This is a genomic window from Plantactinospora sp. DSM 117369 (genome assembly GCF_053764795.1).
In genome coordinates, this window is sequence record NZ_CM132446.1 from 5270590 (window position 1) to 5290197 (window position 19608).

At 74.0% G+C, this 19608-nt stretch carries 16 protein-coding genes; 5 read left to right on the forward strand and 11 right to left on the reverse strand.

What is annotated here, in order from left to right; genetic code table 11:
* Nucleotides 1-31: 31 nt before the first annotated feature.
* The 5 genes from hpnE to ACSMXO_RS23020 form a co-directional block, all read right to left on the reverse strand.
* Nucleotides 32-1459, reverse strand: a complete 1428-nt coding sequence (hpnE, locus tag ACSMXO_RS23000; RefSeq protein ID WP_455413703.1) for a hydroxysqualene dehydroxylase HpnE — start codon at nucleotides 1457-1459, stop codon at nucleotides 32-34.
* The gene (gene hpnD / locus ACSMXO_RS23005; protein WP_455413704.1) at nucleotides 1456-2334 is read right to left on the reverse strand and encodes a presqualene diphosphate synthase HpnD; all 879 of its coding nucleotides are present in this window, start codon (nucleotides 2332-2334) and stop codon (nucleotides 1456-1458) included. Before hpnD ends, hpnE begins: the two co-directional genes overlap by 4 nt.
* The gene (gene hpnC, locus ACSMXO_RS23010) at nucleotides 2331-3260 is read right to left on the reverse strand and encodes a squalene synthase HpnC (protein WP_455413705.1); all 930 of its coding nucleotides are present in this window, start codon (nucleotides 3258-3260) and stop codon (nucleotides 2331-2333) included. The genes hpnD and hpnC overlap by 4 nt, the downstream gene beginning before the upstream one ends.
* 229 nt (nucleotides 3261-3489) lie before the next feature.
* Nucleotides 3490-4332: a DMT family transporter gene (locus ACSMXO_RS23015; RefSeq protein ID WP_455413706.1), complete on the reverse strand. Its 843-nt coding sequence runs from the start codon at nucleotides 4330-4332 to the stop codon at nucleotides 3490-3492.
* A gap of 102 nt (nucleotides 4333-4434) precedes the next feature.
* Nucleotides 4435-5940, reverse strand: coding sequence for a glycosyltransferase (locus ACSMXO_RS23020; RefSeq protein WP_455413707.1), 1506 nt, complete (start codon nucleotides 5938-5940; stop codon nucleotides 4435-4437).
* 158 nt (nucleotides 5941-6098) lie between these two features.
* Here ACSMXO_RS23020 and ACSMXO_RS23025 point away from each other — a divergent pair, with 158 nt between their 5' ends.
* Nucleotides 6099-7397 carry a glycosyltransferase gene (locus ACSMXO_RS23025; RefSeq protein WP_455413708.1) on the forward strand — a complete coding sequence of 433 codons (1299 nt, stop codon included), beginning with the start codon at nucleotides 6099-6101 and terminating at the stop codon, nucleotides 7395-7397.
* Nucleotides 7398-7463: 66 nt separating this feature from the next.
* Here ACSMXO_RS23025 and ACSMXO_RS23030 read toward each other — a convergent pair whose 3' ends face one another.
* From ACSMXO_RS23030 to ACSMXO_RS23055, 6 genes are read right to left on the reverse strand one after another with little or no spacing between them, the layout of a single operon-like run.
* Nucleotides 7464-8780, reverse strand: coding sequence for an ABC transporter substrate-binding protein (locus ACSMXO_RS23030; RefSeq protein WP_346256562.1), 1317 nt, complete (start codon nucleotides 8778-8780; stop codon nucleotides 7464-7466).
* A gap of 21 nt (nucleotides 8781-8801) precedes the next feature.
* Nucleotides 8802-9929, reverse strand: a complete 1128-nt coding sequence (locus ACSMXO_RS23035; protein ID WP_455413709.1) for a branched-chain amino acid ABC transporter permease — start codon at nucleotides 9927-9929, stop codon at nucleotides 8802-8804.
* The gene (locus ACSMXO_RS23040; protein ID WP_455413710.1) at nucleotides 9926-10816 is read right to left on the reverse strand and encodes a branched-chain amino acid ABC transporter permease; all 891 of its coding nucleotides are present in this window, start codon (nucleotides 10814-10816) and stop codon (nucleotides 9926-9928) included. The genes ACSMXO_RS23035 and ACSMXO_RS23040 overlap by 4 nt, the downstream gene beginning before the upstream one ends.
* Nucleotides 10813-12768: an AMP-dependent synthetase/ligase gene (locus tag ACSMXO_RS23045; protein WP_455413711.1), complete on the reverse strand. Its 1956-nt coding sequence runs from the start codon at nucleotides 12766-12768 to the stop codon at nucleotides 10813-10815. Before ACSMXO_RS23045 ends, ACSMXO_RS23040 begins: the two co-directional genes overlap by 4 nt.
* The gene (locus tag ACSMXO_RS23050) at nucleotides 12765-13646 is read right to left on the reverse strand and encodes an ABC transporter ATP-binding protein (RefSeq protein ID WP_346256558.1); all 882 of its coding nucleotides are present in this window, start codon (nucleotides 13644-13646) and stop codon (nucleotides 12765-12767) included. The genes ACSMXO_RS23045 and ACSMXO_RS23050 overlap by 4 nt, the downstream gene beginning before the upstream one ends.
* Entirely contained in the window at nucleotides 13643-14434 is a 792-nt protein-coding gene (locus ACSMXO_RS23055) for an ABC transporter ATP-binding protein (protein ID WP_455413712.1), read from the reverse strand. The genes ACSMXO_RS23050 and ACSMXO_RS23055 overlap by 4 nt, the downstream gene beginning before the upstream one ends.
* A 563-nt stretch (nucleotides 14435-14997) precedes the next feature.
* Between ACSMXO_RS23055 and ACSMXO_RS23060 the strand changes: the two genes are divergently transcribed.
* The 4 genes from ACSMXO_RS23060 to ACSMXO_RS23075 all read left to right on the forward strand — a co-directional run bounded on the left by ACSMXO_RS23060 (nucleotide 14998) and on the right by ACSMXO_RS23075 (nucleotide 19598).
* Complete coding sequence (locus ACSMXO_RS23060) at nucleotides 14998-15177, forward strand: hypothetical protein (protein WP_455413713.1); 180 nt, start codon at nucleotides 14998-15000, stop codon at nucleotides 15175-15177.
* A 278-nt stretch (nucleotides 15178-15455) separates the two neighbouring features.
* The gene (locus ACSMXO_RS23065; protein ID WP_455413714.1) at nucleotides 15456-16649 is read left to right on the forward strand and encodes a histidine kinase; all 1194 of its coding nucleotides are present in this window, start codon (nucleotides 15456-15458) and stop codon (nucleotides 16647-16649) included.
* Complete coding sequence (locus ACSMXO_RS23070) at nucleotides 16646-17308, forward strand: response regulator transcription factor (protein WP_346256551.1); 663 nt, start codon at nucleotides 16646-16648, stop codon at nucleotides 17306-17308. Before ACSMXO_RS23065 ends, ACSMXO_RS23070 begins: the two co-directional genes overlap by 4 nt.
* Nucleotides 17309-17444: 136 nt before the next feature.
* Nucleotides 17445-19598, forward strand: coding sequence for an MMPL family transporter (locus tag ACSMXO_RS23075; RefSeq protein ID WP_455413715.1), 2154 nt, complete (start codon nucleotides 17445-17447; stop codon nucleotides 19596-19598).
* Nucleotides 19599-19608: the final 10 nt, after the last annotated feature.

Sequence of the window (19608 nt, forward strand, 5' to 3'; positions counted from 1 at the left end):
CCGAGCCTCTGGATGACCTCGCCGCGCCCGGTCATACCGTCTCCTCGCTACGCCCGTCATCGCCATGACCTCGACAACCGAGCCTCTCGATGACCTCGCCGCGCCCGGTCATGCCGGCGCCTGGCGTCTCGGTCGGTGTCGACCCGAGGTGGGCGAGGACCACGTCGGCGGCGCGGTGGCCGCTGCGTACCGCGCCCTCCATCGTGTCCGGCCACCCGGTGTCGGTCCAGGCGCCGGCCAGGGCCAGCCCGGGCGCCCGGGTCTGGGCCGGTGGCCGGGCGCTGCGGGAACCCGGCTCCTGCCGGAACGTCGCCCGGGGTTCCCGGGTCACGAACGCGTCCCGGACCCGGGCCTGCCGGGCCGCCGGGAAGAGTTCCGCGAGCGCATTCAGATAGGTCCGGACCAGCTCGCTCGCCCGGACGGTCAGCACCTGCTCGGCGGCGGAGATGGAGACCACCAGATACTGGCCGGACCCACCGGGCGGGGTCCGGTCGAAGACCCACTGCACCGGGGTGTCCAGCCCGGCGGCGAACTCCAGGTCGGTGACCCGCTGCTGGTAGTGCACGTGCACGTTGACGATGGGCGCGGCACCCAGTCGGGCCCAGCGCGCCCGGTCCGGAGCGGCCTCGTCCGGCACCAGCCGGGCGGCCTGCGGATGCGGCACCGCCAACACCACCGCGTCGGCGGTCAGCTCGATGCCGTCGCCGGAGACCTGGAACCGCCCCTGGTCGGTACGGATCCGCTGGACCCGTACGCCGGTGCGGACCGTCGCGCCGCGCTGCCGGAGCAGTGCGGTGGCCGGGCCGCCGTGCAGCTCGGACAGTGGCGCGGTCGGCCGGCCGATGTCGGCGGCGTCGGCCCGGTCGAGCAGCCCGGTCCGGAAGACCCGGGCGGCCAGCGCCAGCGAGGCCCGGTCCGGCGGGGCGTTCAGGGCCGCGGTGCAGATCAGCTCCCAGAGCCGGGCCACGGTCGGCGCATCCTGCCCGTGCGCGGCCAACCAGGCGCCGAAGCTGACCCGGTCGGCGGCCGGGTCGTCCGGCTCGACCCGGCGCAGCGCGGCTGCGGCCCGGACCGCCGCCAGCCGCTGCCCGACCCGCAGCGGGCGGTAGCCGAGTAGGGCCGGCAGCAGGTGGGCCGGGGCCGGCAGCCGGCGGTTGCTGGCCAGTACGTGCGGCCGCCCGCCGACCCGCAGGATCGGCACCGCGAACCCGTCCTGCACGGCGGCCCGGTCGGCGCTGCCGAGCCGGACGAGCAGGTCACGGTACTGCTGGTAGCAGCGGAGGAAGACGTGTTGTCCGGTGTCCACGGTCAGTTCGCCGCGCCGGAACGAGTAGGTCGCGCCGCCGAGCGCGGGACGGGCCTCCACCAGGGTCACCCGGTGCCCGGCGTCGAGCAGCCGCACCGCCGAGGCGATGCCGGCCAGTCCACCGCCCACCACGCAGACTCCTCCGTCGGTCACGGTGCGCTCCGGGTCATCGCCCGCGCCGCGACGTACGCCTTCTCCCAGCCGGGCAGCGAGACCCGCTGCCGGGTCACCGCCAACGGGTCGGCGACCATCCGGGCCAGCAGCCGGTGGTAGATCCCGGCCATCGCCGCCACGCAGGCGGCACTGCGCCGGTCCAGCAGCGGCAGCAGCCGCAGCCCGGTCTGGTAATAGCGCTCGGCCCGGTGCGCCTGCCAGCGGAGCAGTGCGGCGAGCCGCTCCGGCGGGTCGGTCAACGCGCCGTCCGGGCCGAGTTCCAGGGTGCAGCCGAACCGCTCCAGGTCGCGGCGGGGCAGGTAGACCCGGCCGGCGGCCCGGTCCTCCACGATGTCCCGGAGGATGTTGGTCAGTTGCAGCGCGATGCCCAGGGTGTCGGCGAGTTCGGCGGCGGCCGCCCGGTCCGCCGAGGGCCGGAGGGCGAAGACACCGAGCGAGAGCCGGCCGATCGACCCGGCGACGCAGCGGCAGTAGCCGACCAGTTCCTCGAACGTGGAGTAGCGGGCGCCCCGGACGTCCGCCACGCAGCCGTCGATGAGTTCGTCGAAGGCGGCCACCGGAATCGGCAGCCGGGCCGCGGCGTCGGCCAGGGCGATCAGTACCGGGTCCCCGCCGGCCTCCGGCAGCCGGTGCAGCGCCGCCCGGACCTGGTCGAGCCGGGCCAGCTTGGTGGCGGCGGGCAGGTCGCCGTCGCCGATGTCGTCGATGCGCCGGGCGACGGCGTACACGGCGCAGAGCGCGGCGCGCCGGTCGGGGCGGAGCAGCCGGATCCCGTACGAGAAGTTGCGCGCCTGGCTGCGGGTCACCCGGGCGCACTCGCGGTAGGCGCGCTCCAGCCCGGCGTCGGCGGTCATCCGCGCACCCCGCTCGGGCGCAGGGCGGCCCGAGGCGGCCAGTACGACCTGATCCAGGCGGCGGCGATCCGGGCCCGGGACGCTTTGGGCGGCCCGGGCAGCGGGTCGTGGTCGGCCCGGGCCAGGGCGGCGAGCGCGGCCCGCCCACCGGCGACGTACCCGCCGACGGCCAGCCGGGCCCAGCCGTGCAGATCGCCGACGAGCGGCGCACCGGCGTCGAGTAGGTCGGCAGCGCGCTGCGCCTGGCGCCGGACGACGCTACGGAGCCGGTCGCCGGCCCGGGGCGCGTCGAGGTCCTCCTCGGACACCCCGGCCGCGGCCAACTCCTCGGTCGGCAGGTAGATCCGGCCCCGGCGCCGGTCCTCGGCGACGTCCTGGAGGTGCTCGACCACCTGCAACGCGGTGCAGATCCGGTCGGAGAGCCGGATCCGGGTCGGCGAGGCGGCGTCGAAGACGTGCAGCACCAGCTCGCCGACCGGGTCGGCGGAGAGGTGGCAGTAGTCGACCAGGGCGCCGAAGGTCGGGTAGCGGCTCACCACCTGGTCGCGCCGGTTCGCCTCGATCAACCGGAGCAGCGGGTCGACCGGCAGCCGGCAGTCGACCACGGTGGGCGCCAGCCGGACCAGTACCGGGTGCCGGGGCAGGCGGCCGTGGTAGAGGGCGCGTACCTCGCGGTCGAACCGGTCCAGCCTGGCGAGCCGGGTGGCCGGCGTCTCGTCCCGGCCTGCCTCGTCCGGCTCGTCGCCGAGGTCGTCGACGTAGCGGGCGTACCAGTAGAGGGCGAGCAGGTGCCGGCGGATCCGTGCCGGCAGGACGCGCAGCGCGACCGGGAAGTTCTCCCCGGCCAGTACGGTGTCCGGCTGCCGGCGCCCACCCGGCCGATCCGCGGACGGATGATCGGGAGCGTCGTCGGTCAGATGAAGCACGCTGCCGCCTCTCGCGAGGTCCAGCCGGCTCAGCGGGGCCGCGCCAGACCGCCGCGCCGGATTGGTCGTAACCCACCACTCGCGCTAAGTAATCTTCACCGAGAGTACCCAAATTCCCACGCTCGGCGGTGCGGCCTGGCGAATTCCTCTCGGCGTGTTCGCCCGCCCGCCGCGGCGTACCCCCAGCCGGGCGGGTCGGCTGGTGGATCGACGGTCGCGGGTCGGCGTGTCAGCTTGACTGGGTACGCCGGGCCAGCCAGATGCCGATGCTCATCGCCCCGACCGCGACCAGGCCGAAGAAGAGCCGGGGCCCCTCCAGCGACAGTTTCTCCTCGAAGGCGAAGACCCCGATCAGCACGCTGGTGAAGGGGTCGAGCAGGGCGATCGCGGTCAGCGGGGCGGCGATCGGGCCGCCCTGGAAGGCGTTCTGGTTCAGCGTCAGCGCGGTACCGCCGACCAGGATGAGGACGTAGAGGTGCCAGTCCGTGAGGACCTCGCCCGGATGGTCCGGCAGCTTCTCGATCACGCTCTTCACCAGGGCGGCGGCCATCGCGTACAGCAGTCCGGTGGCGATGCCCAGCATCAGGCCCCGGGTCGCGTCCTGGGTCCGCCAGGCCACCAGCAGACAGATGGTGACCAGCGCGCCGATCGCGGCACCCACTCCGATCCAGGCCCACGCCTTCGGCTCCTCCACCCCACCGCGCGGGTTCGCGGCGAGCAGGAACCCGGTCAGCCCGATCACCCCGATCACCACCACCAGCATGTCCCGGCGGTGCGGCCGGCGCCGCTCGAGGGCCGCCTCCAGCGGAATCGCCATGAAGAGCCCGCTGACCAGCAGCGGTTCGACCAGGGCGAGCGCGCCGAAGCGCAGCGCCAGCGCCTGTAGGAAGGTGCCGAGGGCGTCCGGCAGCCAGCCGAGCAGCCACAACCGCCGGTGCAGCAGCCGGAACAGCAGCCGCGGATCGATGGTCCGGGTCGGCCGTTCCCGTTTGGCGGCGCGCTGCTCCAGTACCGAGCTCACCGCGAAGCAGGCGGCCGAGGCGAGTCCGAGCAGGATGGCGATGCCGTTCACGGGGTCGCACCTCCGGATCGGGCCGACCGGACCGCCCCGGCACCGGACCGGCCGGCCGGCGCCCCCGGGACAGGCCGGGCCGCACGGTCTGTGGCCCCCACCTCAGCCTTGCCGGTCCGGGTGCCCACCGTCGGTCCGGGGCTGGTCCACGCCGATCCGCAATCTCGCCACGCCGGCCCGCAGCCCCACCCAGCGGGTCAGCGTCCGGCGGGACGGCACCGCAGCCACGCCGGCCGGGACCTCGGCCGGCAGCTCCGGGTCGGCCGGCGTCACACCGTCAACCAGGGCCGGGGCGTCGTCAACCAGGGCGGGGGCGTCGAGCGGCGCCGCACCGTCCAGCAACCTGGGAGCGCCGACCGGCTGGTCGACCAGCGACGGCGCGGTGCCCGGGCCGGCGGCGTCGAACGGGGACACCACCTCCCGTCCGGGCCCCTCCGTCGGTCCGGCCATGGCACCGCCCCGGGCGACGTCGGCGACCACCGTCGCGGGATCGGTCTCGAAGAGGGCCAGCCCGGCGGCCCGCTGCCGCTCGCCGGCCGCACCGTCGGAGAGCCGGACCAGGGTGGGGCCCAGGTCGGCGGCGCGGCGTACCCAGGTCGCCACCCCGGCCCGGGCCATGGTGGCCGCGTTCGCCCGGCCGTGCCCGGGGATCGGCCGGTAGGTCGCGACCGGCAGGCCGCAGGCCATCGCCTCCAGCGCGGTGAGACCGCCGGCGTTCTCGACCAGGACGTCGGCGGCGCGCAGCAACTCCGGCATGTCGTCGACCCAGCCGAAGACATATCCGGTGCGGCGCCGCTCCAGCCGGCGGAACAGCGCCTCGTTGCGGCCGCAGACCACCACCGGGACCGCCGCCCCGGTACGCGCGATCTCGGCCGCCGTCCGGGCCACCGCGCCGACCCCCCAGGAGCCGGCGACCAGCAGCGCCAGCCGGGCGTCGGCGGGCAGGCCGAGGCGCTCGCGGGCGCGGCGCTTCTCCGCCGCCGACCCCGGGCGGAAGCCGGCCGAGACCAGCCGGCCGGCCACCCGGACCTCGCCGGCGCCGAGCGCCCGGGCCTCGGCCCGGGTGGTGCGGTGCGCGGCGCAGTGCACGTCGATGCCGGGCGACACCCAGATCGGGTTCACCGCGAAGTCGGTCAGATAGGTGATCACCGGTACGGCGAGCCGCCCCTCCCGGCGCAGCGGCCCGACGATCTGGCTGACCACCGGGTACGTCGACACCACCGCCCGGGTGTCCGGAGGCAGCATCCGGAGCACCCGTGGCCACACCGGTCGGAGCAGTGCCCGGGTGATCGGCGCGGCCCGGCTGAAATTGCCGCCGATCGCGAAGAGCAGCCCGTAGATCCACGGCAGCCGGCTCAGCATTCCGTGGTAGGTGCCGCGAAGCAGCCGGCCCAGTCCCCACGGGAAGATGTCGGCCAGGTCCACGCAGTCCGCCAGCAGGCCGCGTTCGCGCAGCCGGCTGGCCAGTTCGCGGCTCGCGCCGTCGTGCCCGGCGCCCGCGCTGGCGTAGATGATCATTACGCGGGGACGCCGCTCACCGATGCCGCCGGCAAGCGGCTCGGACGCCTCCTTGCGGTTCGTCTCGTACCGCCCGGATCTGAACGTCATCCGGCCATCTACCCGCAGGAGGTGCGAAGAATCCTCGGAAGGCCACACCGGCTTCCGCAGGGCAGCAGCGGGCCCCTTTCCGGCGGCGCTTCTCCGCGAAGGCCCCGACCCGGATGCCAGACGGACGTACACTCCAGATACCCCGCGACAGCCGGCCCATGCGCGAGAACGCGCCGCTGGCCGGAGCCCCGGCCCACCGGGAGGTCGCCATGCGGGTGCTGATCGTCACCGCCGGCTCCCTCGGCGATGTCGCGCCATACACCGGCCTCGGTGCCCGGTTACGGGCCGCCGGCCACCGGGTGGCGGTCGCCGCCCCGGCCCCGTACGCCGACCTGGTCACCGGGGCCGGCCTCGACTTCCGGCCGATCGCCGGCGACCTCTCCGCGATCCGGGCCGCCACCGCTGGCGAACACCGGTCCTGGACCGTGCCGGGCGCCCCCGGGCTGGTCGACTTCGTCCGGCTCGGCGGCCGGTTCGTCGGCGACCTCGGCACCGGCATCGCGAGCGCGGCCGGGGCGGACACCGACGTACTGCTGCTGTCCAGCACGACCGCGCCGCTGGGCTACTCGGTGGCGCAGTACCACGGCATCCCGAGCCTCGGCGTCTTCCTCCAGCCGACCGCTCCCACCAGCGCGTTTCCGCCGATCGTGCTGGGCCTGCGGTCCCTGGGCGGCTGGGGCAACCGGCTCGCCGGCCGGCTCGGCCGGCGACTCGCCCACCGGGTGTACGCCGACGCCTCCCGCCGGCTGCGCGCGCATCTCGGCCTGCCACCGGTCGGACTCGCCCGGCTGGAGCACCACGCCGCCGCAGACGGCTGGGCGGTGCTGCACGGGTTCAGCCCGGCCGTGCTGCCCCGGCCACCGGACTGGCCGGCCGGGCTGGACGTGGTCGGCTACTGGTGGCCGCTGGCCCACCCCGGCTGGTGCCCACCGGCCGAACTGGTCGACTTCCTCGCCGCCGGCCCGCCCCCGGTCTACGTCGGCTTCGGCAGTCTGGCCGACAGCCGGGACGGACTGCACGCCCTGGTCGCCGGTGCGCTGCGCCGGGCCGGGGTACGCGGCGTTCTCCAGGGGCTGGGCGGCGCCGCGCCGGGACCCGACGGGGACCTGCTCGCCGTCGGGGACGTACCGCACGAGTGGCTCTTTCCCCGGATGGCCGCGCTGGTCCACCACGCCGGTTCCGGTACCACCGGTGCCGGACTCCGCGCCGGGGTGCCGGCGGTGCCGGTACCGATCCTCGCCGACCAGCCGTTCTGGGCCGCCCGGCTGGCCGCCCTCGGGGTCGGCCCGGCGGTGCTGCCGTACGGCCGGCTCGACGAGACCGGACTGGCCGCCGCGATCCGGGCGGCGGTGACCGAGCCGGGGCTGCGGCGCCGGGCCCGGGCCCTCGGCGACCGGCTGGCGGCCGAGGACGGTGCCGGCGCGGTGGTGGCCGCGGTCGACCGGCTGGCCCGTTGACCGGTCGACCGCGGCCCGCTCAACCCCGACCCACCCGGATCCCCCGGGTGGCCGGTCCCGCGCTGGTCAGAGCTTCTCGTAGCAGGGCCGGTCCAGGGTGTACGCCTGCGCGGTCGGGCCCGCGGTCAGCGGCCGGACCTGCGTCACCCCGGTCGGGGCGGCCCGGTCCGGCCGGTACACCGCGGAGACCCGGACCGCCCCGTCGTTCGGCCCGGCGGCGTAGTTGCCGGCGCCGGCCGGCAACATGCCCTCGTAGTCGACCGAGGTCAGCGACTTGACCGCGGCCAGCAGCCCGGCCCGGGTCAGGTCGCCGTCGGCCACCGCCTTGGTCAGCGCGGCCTTCATCGGATACGACCACACCCAGCCGGCGGTGTACCCGTCGTTCGGGGTGACCTGGCCCAGCGCCTGGCGCAGCGCCTGGTGCCCCGGAGTGTCGGTGCCCCACGCGTCCCACGGCGCGGTCTGCTCGTACCGGGCCAGCAGGGCGGGGGCGGCGGCACTCTGCAACAGCGCCGGATTCCAGGTCGGGCTGGTACCGATGAACCGGCCGGTGAAGCCCCGGGCCGCCGCCTGGCCCACGATCGCCGCCGCGTCGGCCGGTCCCATGGTCAGGATCACCAGGTCGGGCCGGCCGGAGAGGATCGCCTGGATCGCGCCGGCCTGCTTGTCCGCGCCGGAGTCGGTCTTCACTGCGGTGAAGCCCAGCCCGAGGCTCTGCGCGGCGAGCTTGGCGCCGGCCGCCGCGTCGTCGCCGTAGTCCCCGGCCAGGTGTACGGCCAGCACCGACTTCACCCCGTGCGCCTCGCGGGCGTAGTCGAGCGCGTTCATCGACTCCAGGCAGTAGTTGGCGCCGGACTCGACGATCACGTCCTCGAAGGCGTACGCCGAGGTCCAGGCGGCCGGCGCCGCGACCACGCTGCTGGCCAACATGTCGGCCAGGATGGCGGCGGTGGTCGGCGAGCCGAGGGTCTGGGCCAGGGCCAGCACGTTCGGCTTCATCTCCTGGTACACCTGGTTGTGCGTCTGTGGGTTGTATTTGTTGTCCCGGATCCAGCGGGTCACGTCGACCTCGTAGTCGCCGATCCCGCCGGCGGTGTTGACCCGCTTCCAGAACGCCTTCTGCGCGTCGGTGATCGGCACCGCCAGCGCCCGGAACGGCCCTTCGGTCAGGTCGGAGATGATGCCGAGATAGATGCAGCCCTTGTTCCGGTCCACCGCCTCCGGACACGGCTCGGCGGTGACCCCGACGTCGGTCTTCACCCCGGACGCGTCGGTCTCGGTGTCCCCGCCGCGACATGCGGCGAGTGCGGTGCAGAGCAGCAGGGCGACGGTCGCGGCGGCGACGCGGCGCGGTGCGGAACCGGACGGTCTGTTCCTTCCCATATGGCTACCTCACAGGTCGGCTCAGTAGGAGAACGGCCAGGTTTTCCAGTAGTTGCGGACCCGTACCCAGATCCCGAACAGGCCCCGGGGCTCGAAGATGAGGAAGACGACGAGAAGTACGCCGTAGAGGATCGTCTCCACCTGGAAGACGTTCGGCACCTCGTTCGGCTGGGCGCTGAGGAACGGCACCCACGCCTGCAGTTCCCGGGTGAACCGGGGCAGCAGGGTGATGAAGAACGCTCCGGCGATCGCGCCGGAGATGGTGCCCGCACCGCCGATCAGCACCATCGCGATGTACTGCACCGACAGCAGCAGGCTGAACGAGCCCGGGTCGAAGAACCCGGTGATGGTGTAGAGCAGTGCCCCCGCGCAGCCGGCGTACGCCGACGAGACGGCGAAGGCGATCGTCTTGTACCGGGCCAGGTTCACCCCGATCACCCCGGCCGCGATGTCCCGGTCCCGGATCGCGGTGAACGCCCGCCCCACCTTCGAGCGGGCCAGGTTGGCGGCGGCCAGCGCGAAGCCGAGCAGGAGCAGCAGCATCAGCCAGTAGAGCTTCTGGTCCCGGGTGCCGAGCGGGCCGGTGGCGGCGATCGGCTGCCCGAAGAACTCCAGGGTGGCCGCCGGCCGGCCGACCCCGGCACCGCCGGTCAGCGCCGACCACTCGCTGAAGACGTGCTGCCCGATGAAGACCAGGCCGAGGGTGACGATCGCCAGATAGAGCCCGCGCAGCCGGGTGGCCAGCGGGGCGACGACCACTCCGGCCAGCCCGGCGGCCAGGCCGGCGGCGGGCAGCCAGACCGCGATGTTGGTGATCCCGAACCCGATCACCCGGCCGTCCGGGTCGCCGCTGATCGCCGCCGCCGTGTAGGCGCCGACCGCGAGGAAGAACGCATGCCCCAGCGAGACCTGGCCGGCGTACCCGGTGACCAGGCCCAGCCCGATCGCCCCGATCGCCGCGACGCAGCAGACGGCGAGCAGTTGCAGTACCTCGTCGGTGAGCAGGAACGGACACGCGAGGGCGACGGCCAGCAACCCGGCCACCGCCGCCCGTTTCGCGCCCGTGTCGAACAGGGCCAGTTCGCTGGCGTACGAGGTGGAAAGTTCCGGCCGCCCGCGCAGCCGGGTACGCCGTCCCAGGATCGTCATACCCGCTCGACCTCCCGGGTGCCGAAGAGCCCGTACGGGCGGACCAGCAGGACCAGCAGCATCAGCACGTACGGGCTGATCACCGAGACGTTGCCGCCGAGCCAGGGCGCGTGCTGCTGGTAGGTGGCGGTGAGTTCCTGGATCGTCCCCACGGCCAACCCGCCGACCACCGCGCCGGGCAGCGAGTCGAGTCCACCGAGGATGATCACCGGCAGGGCGGTCAGCGCGATCAGCCAGAGCGCCGCGTCGACGCTGGCCCCGGCGGCGGCGAAGGTGCCGGCTACCGCCGCCAGCCCACCGGCCAGCCCCCAGGAGAGGGCGAAGACCGTACCCACCGAGACGCCCTGGGCCAGCGCCGCCTCCTGGTCGTACGCGGCGGCCCGCATCGCCAGCCCCATCCGGGTGTAGCGGAAGAAGGCGAAGAGCGCGACGATCAGCACCGTGGTGGCGAGCAGCGCGGCGAGGTGCCGCTGTTGCAGGTCGATCCCGGTGCCGGGAACCGCCACCGTACGCAGCCCCCACGGGTCGCCGACGTGCCGGACGTCCAGCCCGATGAACCCGTTGACCACCACCCGGACGGCGACGTCCACCCCGAGGGTGATGATGGCGACCACGAACGCCGGCCGGCCGACCATCGGGCGCACCGCCACCCGTTCCACCCCGAGCGCCAGCCCGGCGGTAAATACGGCGGCGACCGGTACCGCCACCCAGAAGCCGATCGGTCCGGCCAGGTAGGTGACCAGCACCGCGCCGGCCAGCATGAAGGCGGGCTGGGCGAAGCTGATCACCCGGGTCGCCTTGTAGATGATGACGAAGCCGAGGGCCAGCAGGGCGTAGACGCTGCCGGTGCCCAGGCCGCGCAGCAGGCTCTCGGCCAGCTCGGTCATCCCGCCTCCCCCGGCCCGGTCGTCGCCGGCCTGCCCGCGTACAGCTCGTCGATCACATCCGCGAAGCGTTCGGCGACGGCGGCCCGGCGTACCTTCTGGGTTGCGGTCAGCTCGCCGTCGTCGTGGTCGAGTTCCTTGGGCAGCAGCGCGAACCGCCGGACCTGCTCGACCGGCGCCCGCCCGGCGTTCACGGCGGCGACCAGCCCCTCGACCAGGGCCCGGACCTCGGGTTTGCCGGCCAGGTCCCGATAGGTGGTGTACGCCAGCCCCCGGCGCTGCGCCCACTCGCCCACGGTCTCCAGCTCGATCCCGATCAGCGCGGTCAGGTACGGCCGGCGGTCGCCGACCAGGATCGCTTCCTTGACGTACGGCGACGCCTTCAGCGCGTTCTCGATCTCGGAGGGGCCGACGTTCTTGCCACCCGCCGTGATCATGATGTCCTTGGCCCGGTCGGTGATCCGGAGGTGGGTGCCGTCGACCCACTCGCCGACGTCGCCGGTGCGCAGCCAGCCGTCGGCGTCCAGCACCGCCGCCGTCGCCGCCGGATCCCGGAAGTAGCCGGCGAAGACACCCCCGTGCCGGGTCAGGATCTCCCCGGTCTCCTCGTCGACTCGCACCTCCACGCCGGGGTGCGGCTCGCCGACCGTGCCGAGCCGGACCCGGCCCGGCCGGTTGCCGGTGGCCACCGCGGTGTTCTCGGTCATCCCGTACACCTCGTGCATCCGGATGCCGATGCCCATGAAGAACCGCAGCACGTCCGGGGCGATCGGGGCGGCACCGGAGGCGGCGTACCGGACCCGGCGCATCCCGATCCGCACCCGCAGCGCCCGGTAGCAGAACAGCCAGCCGATCCCGTACGCCAGCCGGGTGCCGGCGGTGTGCCGGCCACCGGTCCGGACCAGCGTGCCGGCGATCCGGTCGGCGACCCCGAGCCAGAGCCGGGCGTTCCACCGCTTCACCGGCGAGGCGTTGGCCAGCCGGATGGTCACTCCGGCGAGGATCTTCTCCCAGATCCGGGGCACTCCGAACAGGATGGTCGGCTGGACCTCCCGCAGGTTCGCCTGAACGGTGTCGATCGACTCGGCGAACGCCACCTGCACCCCGGCACCGGCGTTGAACCAGGTGGTGAAGATCCGCTCCGCGACGTGGCAGAGCGGCAGGTACGACAGCAGCAGGTCGTGCGGCCCCGGCGGCGGGTCGGTGAAGCCGCCACCGTCGACCAGTACCCGGATCGCGAAGTCCACGTTGGCGACGGTCAGCATCGCGCCCTTGGCCGGGCCGGTGGTGCCGGAGGTGTAGATCAGGGTGGCCACGTCCTCGGCGGTCGCCGCCGCCATTCGGGCGGCGACCGCCCCGGGCTCGGCGGCCCGGTGCTCGGCGCCGATCGCCAGCAGCTCGTCCCAGCCGAGCAGCGCGGGATGCTGGTAACGGTGCCGGATGCCGCGCGGTTCGAGATAGACGATCCGCTCCAGGCCCGGGCAGGCGTCGATCACCGCCAGCGCCTTGTCGACCTGCTCCTGGTCCTCGGCGATCAGCACCCGGGCGCCGGAGTGGGACAGCAGGTAGCCGACCTCCGGCGGCGGATTGGTCGGATAGAGCCCGACCGTCATCGCCCGCAGCGCCACGGTCGCCACGTCGGTGAAGAGCCACTCCCGACGGTTCTCCGCGTGGATTGCCACCCGGTCGCCGGGCTGCACGCCGAGCGCCAGCAGCCCGTGCGCCACGGTCTGCACCGTGTCCCAGTAGCCGGCCCAGGTCACCTCCTGCCAGATGCCCCGGTCCTTCTCCCGCATCGCCACCGTGTCCGGGGTGGCGAGGGCGCGGTCGCGCACCCGTACCGCGATGGTGGTGGCCGGGACGGCGCCGGCCAGTGGGTCGGCGGTGCCGGCAGTGGTGGTCGCGGTCACCGCGATGTCGGCCGGCACGGTGTCGTCGGCGAGGGGTTCGGTCATGGCCGCTCCTCCCGTCGCGGATCGTCGCCGCTCTGCCCGGGGTCGCGCCGGCCGTCGGCGGTGCCGGACGCGCTGCCGCCGAGGTAGGCCCGCACGACGTCCGGGTGGTGCGGGATCTCCGCTGGGCTGCCGGTCGCGACGACCTGGCCGAAGTCGACCACCAGCACCCGGTCGGCCAGGTCCATCACCAGACCCATGTCGTGTTCGACCAGTACGATCGGGATGTCCAGCTCGTCGCGGATATCGAGGACGAACCGCGCCATGTCCTCGGTCTCCTCCAGGTTCATCCCGGCGACCGGCTCGTCCAGCAGCAGCAGTTTCGGCTCCATCGCCAGGGCCCGGCCCAGCTCGACCCGCTTCTGCACCCCGTACGGCAGCAGCCCGACCGGCATCCGCCGCCACCGTTCCAGTTCGAGGAAGTCCACGATCTCCTCGACCGCGGCCCGGTTGGCGATCTCGGCCCGCCGGGCCCGGCCCAGCCAGCCGATCGCGGCGAGCGGTCCGTAGCCGATGTGGTGATGCCGGCCGAGCAGCAGGTTGTCCAGCACGGTGAGGTTGCCGAAGAGTTCGACGTTCTGGAAGGTCCGGGCCATGCCCAGCGCCGCGATGGTGTGCGGCCGGCGGCCGACCAGGTCCACGCCGTCGAAGACGACCCGACCGGTCTGTGGCCGGTAGACCCCGGAGAGGACGTTGAAGATGGAGGTTTTGCCCGAGCCGTTCGGCCCGATGATGGCGAAGAGTTCGTGCCGGCCGACCGTGAAGGTCACCCCGTCGATGGCCCGTACCCCCGCGAAGTGCAGCCGGACGTCCTCGAACCGCAGGATCGGGTCGCCCCCGCCCCGCCCCGCCGCGCGCTCGGCCGCCGCCACGGCGGTCACGACAACCACCGCTTGCGCCGCCGGTAGTGCTTGACCTCCCGGAACGACCGCCGGCCGGCACCGGCCGCAGCACCGAGACCGAGATAGAACTCCCGGATGTCGTCGTCGGCGAGCAACTGTTCGGCCGGCTTGTCCAGCACCACCTGGCCGGTCTCCAGAACGTAGCCGTGGGTGGCCAGCGAGAGCGCCATGGTGGCGTTCTGCTCGACCAGCAGGACCCCGGCACCGGTCGAGTTGATCGCCACGATCAGCTCCCGGACCTGGTCGACCAGCCGGGGGGCGAGTCCGAGGCTGGGTTCGTCGAGCAGCAGGTAGCGCGGCTGCGCCATCAGCGCCCGGCCCATCGCGAGCATCTGCTGCTCGCCGCCGGAGAGATATCCGGCGGTGTCCCGGCGGCGCCGGGCCAGCACCGGGAAGAGTCCGAAGACGTGCTCCAGCCGGGCCGGGATCCGCCGGTGCGCCGTGTGGCCACCGAGCCGCAGGTTCTCCTCCACGGTCAGCTCGGCGAAGATCCGGCGTCCCTCCATCACCTGGCAGACGCCCCGGCGGACCACGGCGGCCGGGCGGAGCCGGTGGATCGGTTCCCCGTCGAGCGTGACCGTGCCCTTGGTGACCGCGCCGTCGTGTACGTCGAGCAGGCCGCTGATCGCCCGCAGCAGGGTGGTCTTGCCGGCGCCGTTCGCGCCGAGCAGCGCGACGATCCCGCCGGGCGGTACCGCGAGGCTCACCCCGCGCAGCACCAGCATCACGTCGTCGTAGACGACCTCCAGATTGCGCACCTGCAGCATCCGGGAACCCCCGGTTCTCTGTTGTGGCGCGGCTCACAAAGTTACCGGACATTAACCACAGCGCAACGTTCCGTCAAGAGCATCAGTGCGCCGAGCGCTGTATTCCACCGGATCGGTGGAGGCGAGGCGTACCCCGGCCGACATCCCTTGTGGACTCACCGGCCGGTCGTCGCCCGCACCTGCTACCGCTCTCGGTCGACGGGCTCGTGGTCGTGGCTCCCGGTCCTTTCGAGCTGGCGACCTCCTGACGTCGGGTCGGGTGCGAGCTGGTGTGGGGGTGGGGGTATCTGCCGGAGGCGCTGTCGAGCTGCCCCGCTTGTGCGCCCACTGTCCCGGGCTGTCCGAGCCCCGACCCCCGCCGGCCAGTCGACCGAACCGCATCCCCACGCGCCGTCTCGACAACCCGGCTCTCCGTGCCCCGTCTGTGCACCCAGCTCGACAGCCTGCGCACCGACTACTCCCCGGTCGGCCGCCGGGTCGCCCATCCTGACCGGCCGGGCCGTCCGCCGAGCGGTGCCGGCGCCACGCGACACCGCCTGGAACGGTGATCCGGGTGACGGCGGGTGTACCGTCCGAAGTGGCGGTTCGGGGTTACGGCCCGGACCGCCACCACCCCAGCCGTAACCTGGGAGCACACCATGCCGCACCCGCCGATCGTCGACCCACGATTTCCGGCACGCCTGCGCGAGCTACGAACCGCCCGCGGCCTGTCGCTGCGGGACCTGGCCCGTCGCACCTACTAGGCAAGAGCCAGCTGCACGACCTTGAGACGTCGAGGAGCCGCCAACCGTCGAAGCCGCCAGGCGCCTGGATCACCGGAATGGACTGACGAGAGGAGACCCGGGATGGTGGTGCATCGAGTTCAGGCGGCCGGCGCCAAGCGGAGAGCGTGCGACGAGGTGGTGGCGACGCTGTCGCCGACGGAGGGAACGACAACGGATCGGGGCGTACCGCGGCGGCGGTAGCGGCCGTACGCCGGGCGGTTGATGCCGGCGGCCCCGGTGCTGGCTACGGTTCGGAGGTGGACCGGGAGCAGCGGTGGTGGGGGCTGACCGCACCGGCCTGGGCCGTGGACACCGGGCTGGTGCTCGGGGTGGGCATTTTGCAGGTCTACACGTCGTGGGCGGCGGCCCGGAACCAGCCCGCCGCGCGCCCGCTCGACGTGTGGGCGTACCTGATCCTGGCCGGTACCGCGCTGGCGCTGGCCGTGCGGCGGCGGCACCCGGACTGGACCCTCGCGGTCACCGTCGCGGGCAGCGTCGGATACTTCGCCCTCCAGTATCCGTACGCGCTGTCCCCGCTTGCCGCGTTGATCGCGGTCCACCTGGTGATCGGGCGGGGCCGGCGCGCCACGGGCTGGGCGGGCGCCGGCTTCCTCGTCGTGGTGCCGGTCGGCGCGGCCCTGCTGCTGGCCCGGAATCCGGACGACGTGGTGGCGTCCCTGATGTGGTCGCTTGTCGTCGTGGTCATCGGTCAACTGGCCGAGGTGTCCTGGGTCCGGCGCGAGTACGTCCGGGAGGTGGAACGGCGGCTGGCCGCGGCCGAGCACGGTCGGGAGGAGGAGGCGTTGCGCCGGGCGCACGAGGAACGGCTCCGGATCGCCCGGGAACTGCACGACGTCACCTCGCACACCATCTCGGTGATCACCCTCCAGGCGGCCGCCGCCACCGAGGCGGTCGACCGGGCCGACGGCCGGGAACAGGTCAGGACGGCGCTCGGGGCGATCCGGACGGCCAGCCGGCAGGCGATGGCCGAGATGAAGGCGGCGCTGGGCGTACTGCGACCGGACCGGGGCGCCGGGCTGCGGCGGCCGATGCCCGGCGTCGCCCAACTGCGGGACCTCGCCGGCACGCTCGACGGCACCGGGGTACGCGTCGAGTTCGTCGAGACCGGCCTCCCCCGGCCGCTGCCGCCGGCCCTCGACCTGACGGTGTACCGGGTGGTGCAGGAGGCGCTGACCAACGTGCTGCGGCATGCCCGAGCGCGCCGGGCGGTGGTGACTCTGCGGTTCGAGACCGGCGGGGTGGTGGTGCAGGTGGACGACGACGGCGGGGGTGCCGATCCGGCCGGGTGTGCGGAGCCGGCCGGGCACGGGCTGGCCGGGATGGCCGAACGGGTGGCGGCGGTCGGCGGTCGGCTCCGGGTCGGCCCCGGCCCCGCGCACGGGTTCCAGGTCGTCGCCTGGCTGCCGCTCGACGCGGAGCCGGTGGCATGATCCGCGTCCTGCTCGCCGACGACCAGCCGCTGGCCCGGGCCGGGGTCCGGGCCCTGCTGGAGAACGCCGCCGACATCGCGGTGGTCGGTGAGGCGGCCACCGGTGTCGTCGCGGTCCGGCTGGCCCGGGAGGTCCGGCCGGACGTCGTGCTGATGGACATCCGGATGCCGGAGCTGGACGGGCTCGCCGCGACCCGCCGGATCGTCGCGGACGACCGGCTTTCCGGGGTACGGGTGATCGTGCTGACCACCTTCGACCTCGACGAGTACGTCTACGCGGCGCTTCGCGCCGGCGCCAGCGGTTTCCTCGGCAAGGACGCCGAGCCGGACGAGTTGCGGCACGCCGTCCGGGTGGTGGCCCGGGGCGACGCGCTGCTGGCCCCGGGGATCACCCGCCGGCTGATCGCCGAGTTCGCCGCCCGGCCGGACGGGCAGCCCTGCGCCGCCCGGCTGGACGGGTTGACCGACCGGGAGCGTGAGGTGCTCGGCCAGGTCGCCGAGGGGCTCGGCAACGCCGAGATCGCGGAACGGCTGCGGATGAGCCCGGCCACGGTGAAGACGCACGTCAACCGGATCATGGCCAAGCTCTCGGTGCACGACCGGGCACAGCTCGTGGTGATCGGCTACGAGACCGGGCTGGTCCGCCCCGGCTGGCTCTGACCGGCCGACGCCCCCGGCCGGTCACCGCTACGCCTACGGCGGTAGCCGAACGTCCGCCCCGGTTGGATGACCGCCCGCGGTCGGGCTACCTAGCGTCGGGACCGCCATTCCGACCGGTACGACCGAGGAGCACCCCATGTTCGGACTCGCCCCGACAGCCCGCGCCTGCGTACGGCACCGTTGGCTGGTGCTGCTGGGCTGGGCGGTACTCACCGCCGCCCTGCTCGGACTGGCCGGCGCACTGCCCAGTACGGCGAGGGTGGACTTCCGGATGCCCGGGTCGGAGAGCCAGCGAGCCGCCGACCTGCTGGCCGAGGCCGGGTTCGGTGATCTCGGCGCGCCGGACGGCACCCTCGTGGTCGCCGCCCCGGCCGGCGTACGCGACCCGGCCGTCCGGGCCGCGCTTGACGGGCTGTTGCACCGGCTCGACGAGGTACCCGGGGTCTCGGTCGGCAGCCCGTACCAGCCGCCGGGCGGGCAGGTCTCGGCCGACGGGCGGATCGGCACCGCCGAGATCGGTCTCGGTCCCGGGGCGAGTGCGCCGGAGCAGGCCGAACGCGCCGCCCAGGTCAGCGCGATCCGGGACGCCTTCGACGCGCCCGGTATCACCGTGGAGCTTGCCGGGGACGCCTTCGCGGAGACGTCGGCGGGCGGCCTCGCCGAGGGCGTCGGGCTGCTGGCGGCGGCGGTGATCCTGCTGGTGGCATTCGGCTCGCTGATCGCGGCCGGGCTGCCGCTGCTGGTCGCGGTGGTCGGGGTCGGCTGCGGCAGCGCCCTGCTGGTGCTGCTCCGGCACGTCGTCACGATGCCCGACTTCGCGATCTACCTGACCGTCATGATCGGGCTAGGCGTCGGCATCGACTACGCGCTGCTGGTGGTGACCCGCTACCGGAGCGCGCTCGCCCGGGGAGTCGACGTACCGGAGGCCGTGGTGGAGGCGATGGAGACCGCCGGCCGCTCGGTACTCTTCGCCGGAACGACCGTAATCATCGCGGTCTCCGGAATGCTCTTCCTCGGTCCGGAACTCGGCGGCGGGCTGGCGCTGGCCGCCGGCTGCGGCGTGCTGCTGGTGATGCTGGCCGCCCTCACCCTGCTGCCCGCGCTGCTCGGCCTGGTCGGCCGCCGGATCGACCGGTTCGGCCTGCCGCACCGCCGGTCGACCGGCCACCCGACCGTCGAACCGCACCCGGGTGTGGCCGCCGTACGCTCGGCACCGGCGTACCGGTGGAGCCGGGTCGTGCAGCGACGGCCGTGGCTGCTCACCTCGGTCGCGCTCGGCCTGCTGGTGCTGCTCACCCTGCCGGCGCTGGAGCTGCGGCTCGGTTGGTCGGACGCGAGCGACCGGCCGACCAGCGACACCACTCGCCGGGCATACGACCTGGTCACCGCCGGCTTCGGACCGGGCGCGAACGGTCCGCTGCTGCTGGTGGCCGCCGACCCGGCCGGCGGCGCCGACCCGGCCAAGGCGGCCGATACGACCGGACTGCGGGGCGCCGCCAGGGCGGTGGCCGACACACCCGGGGTCGTCGCGATCTCCGAGGTGGTCCCGCTGGGCGGCGGGATCAGCGTGGCGGTGGTGACGCCGCGCACGGGTCCGCAGGCGGCGGAGACCGGTCAGCTGGTGCACCGGCTCCGCGACGAGGTGCTGCCGCCGTTCGCCGAGCCCGGATTCCCGATCCTGGTCAGCGGCGCCAACGCGGCCGGGATCGACTTCGCCGAGCTGAGCGTCCGGCGGCTGCCGTGGCTGGCCGGTGCGGTCCTCGTCGCCTCGTTCCTGCTGCTCACCGTCGTGTTCCGCAGCCTGCTGGTACCGCTCAAGGCGGTGCTGGTGAACCTGCTCTCGGTCGGCGCGGCGTACGGGGTGATCGTGGCGATCTTCCAGTGGGGCTGGTTGGCCGGGCCGCTCGGTACCGGGGACGGTGGCCCGGTCGACGCCTGGGTGCCGACGATGCTCTTCGTGGTGGTCTTCGGGCTCTCCATGGACTACGAGGTGTTCCTGCTCTCCCGGATTCGGGAGGAGTACCTGCGCACCCGGGACAACGCCGGCTCGGTCGCCGACGGGCTCGCCGCGACGGCCCGGGTGATCACCGCAGCCGCCGCGATCATGGTCTGCGTCTTCGTCGCGTTCGCCGCCTTCGACGACCGGTCGCTGAAGATGATGGGGATCGGGCTGGCCACCGCGGTACTGGTCGACGCCACGATCGTCCGGCTGGTACTGGTGCCAGCGGCCATGCAGCTCCTCGGCGACCGGAACTGGTGGCTGCCGGGCCGGCGCACGCCTCGTGCCTGACGAGGTGCCG

Bases quoted from the DNA above. Each gene is read 5' to 3' on its own strand.
- hpnD (WP_455413704.1), bottom strand. From the start codon at position 2,334: ATGACCGCCGACGCCGGGCTGGAGCGCGCCTACCGCGAGTGCGCCCGG.
- ACSMXO_RS23020 (WP_455413707.1), bottom strand. From the start codon at position 5,940: ATGACGTTCAGATCCGGGCGGTACGAGACGAACCGCAAGGAGGCGTCC.
- ACSMXO_RS23025 (WP_455413708.1), top strand. From the start codon at position 6,099: ATGCGCGAGAACGCGCCGCTGGCCGGAGCCCCGGCCCACCGGGAGGTC.
- ACSMXO_RS23030 (WP_346256562.1), bottom strand. From the start codon at position 8,780: ATGGGAAGGAACAGACCGTCCGGTTCCGCACCGCGCCGCGTCGCCGCC.
- ACSMXO_RS23035 (WP_455413709.1), bottom strand. From the start codon at position 9,929: ATGACGATCCTGGGACGGCGTACCCGGCTGCGCGGGCGGCCGGAACTT.
- ACSMXO_RS23040 (WP_455413710.1), bottom strand. From the start codon at position 10,816: ATGACCGAGCTGGCCGAGAGCCTGCTGCGCGGCCTGGGCACCGGCAGC.
- ACSMXO_RS23045 (WP_455413711.1), bottom strand. From the start codon at position 12,768: ATGACCGAACCCCTCGCCGACGACACCGTGCCGGCCGACATCGCGGTG.
- ACSMXO_RS23055 (WP_455413712.1), bottom strand. From the start codon at position 14,434: ATGCTGCAGGTGCGCAATCTGGAGGTCGTCTACGACGACGTGATGCTG.
- ACSMXO_RS23070 (WP_346256551.1), top strand. From the start codon at position 16,646: ATGATCCGCGTCCTGCTCGCCGACGACCAGCCGCTGGCCCGGGCCGGG.
- ACSMXO_RS23075 (WP_455413715.1), top strand. From the start codon at position 17,445: ATGTTCGGACTCGCCCCGACAGCCCGCGCCTGCGTACGGCACCGTTGG.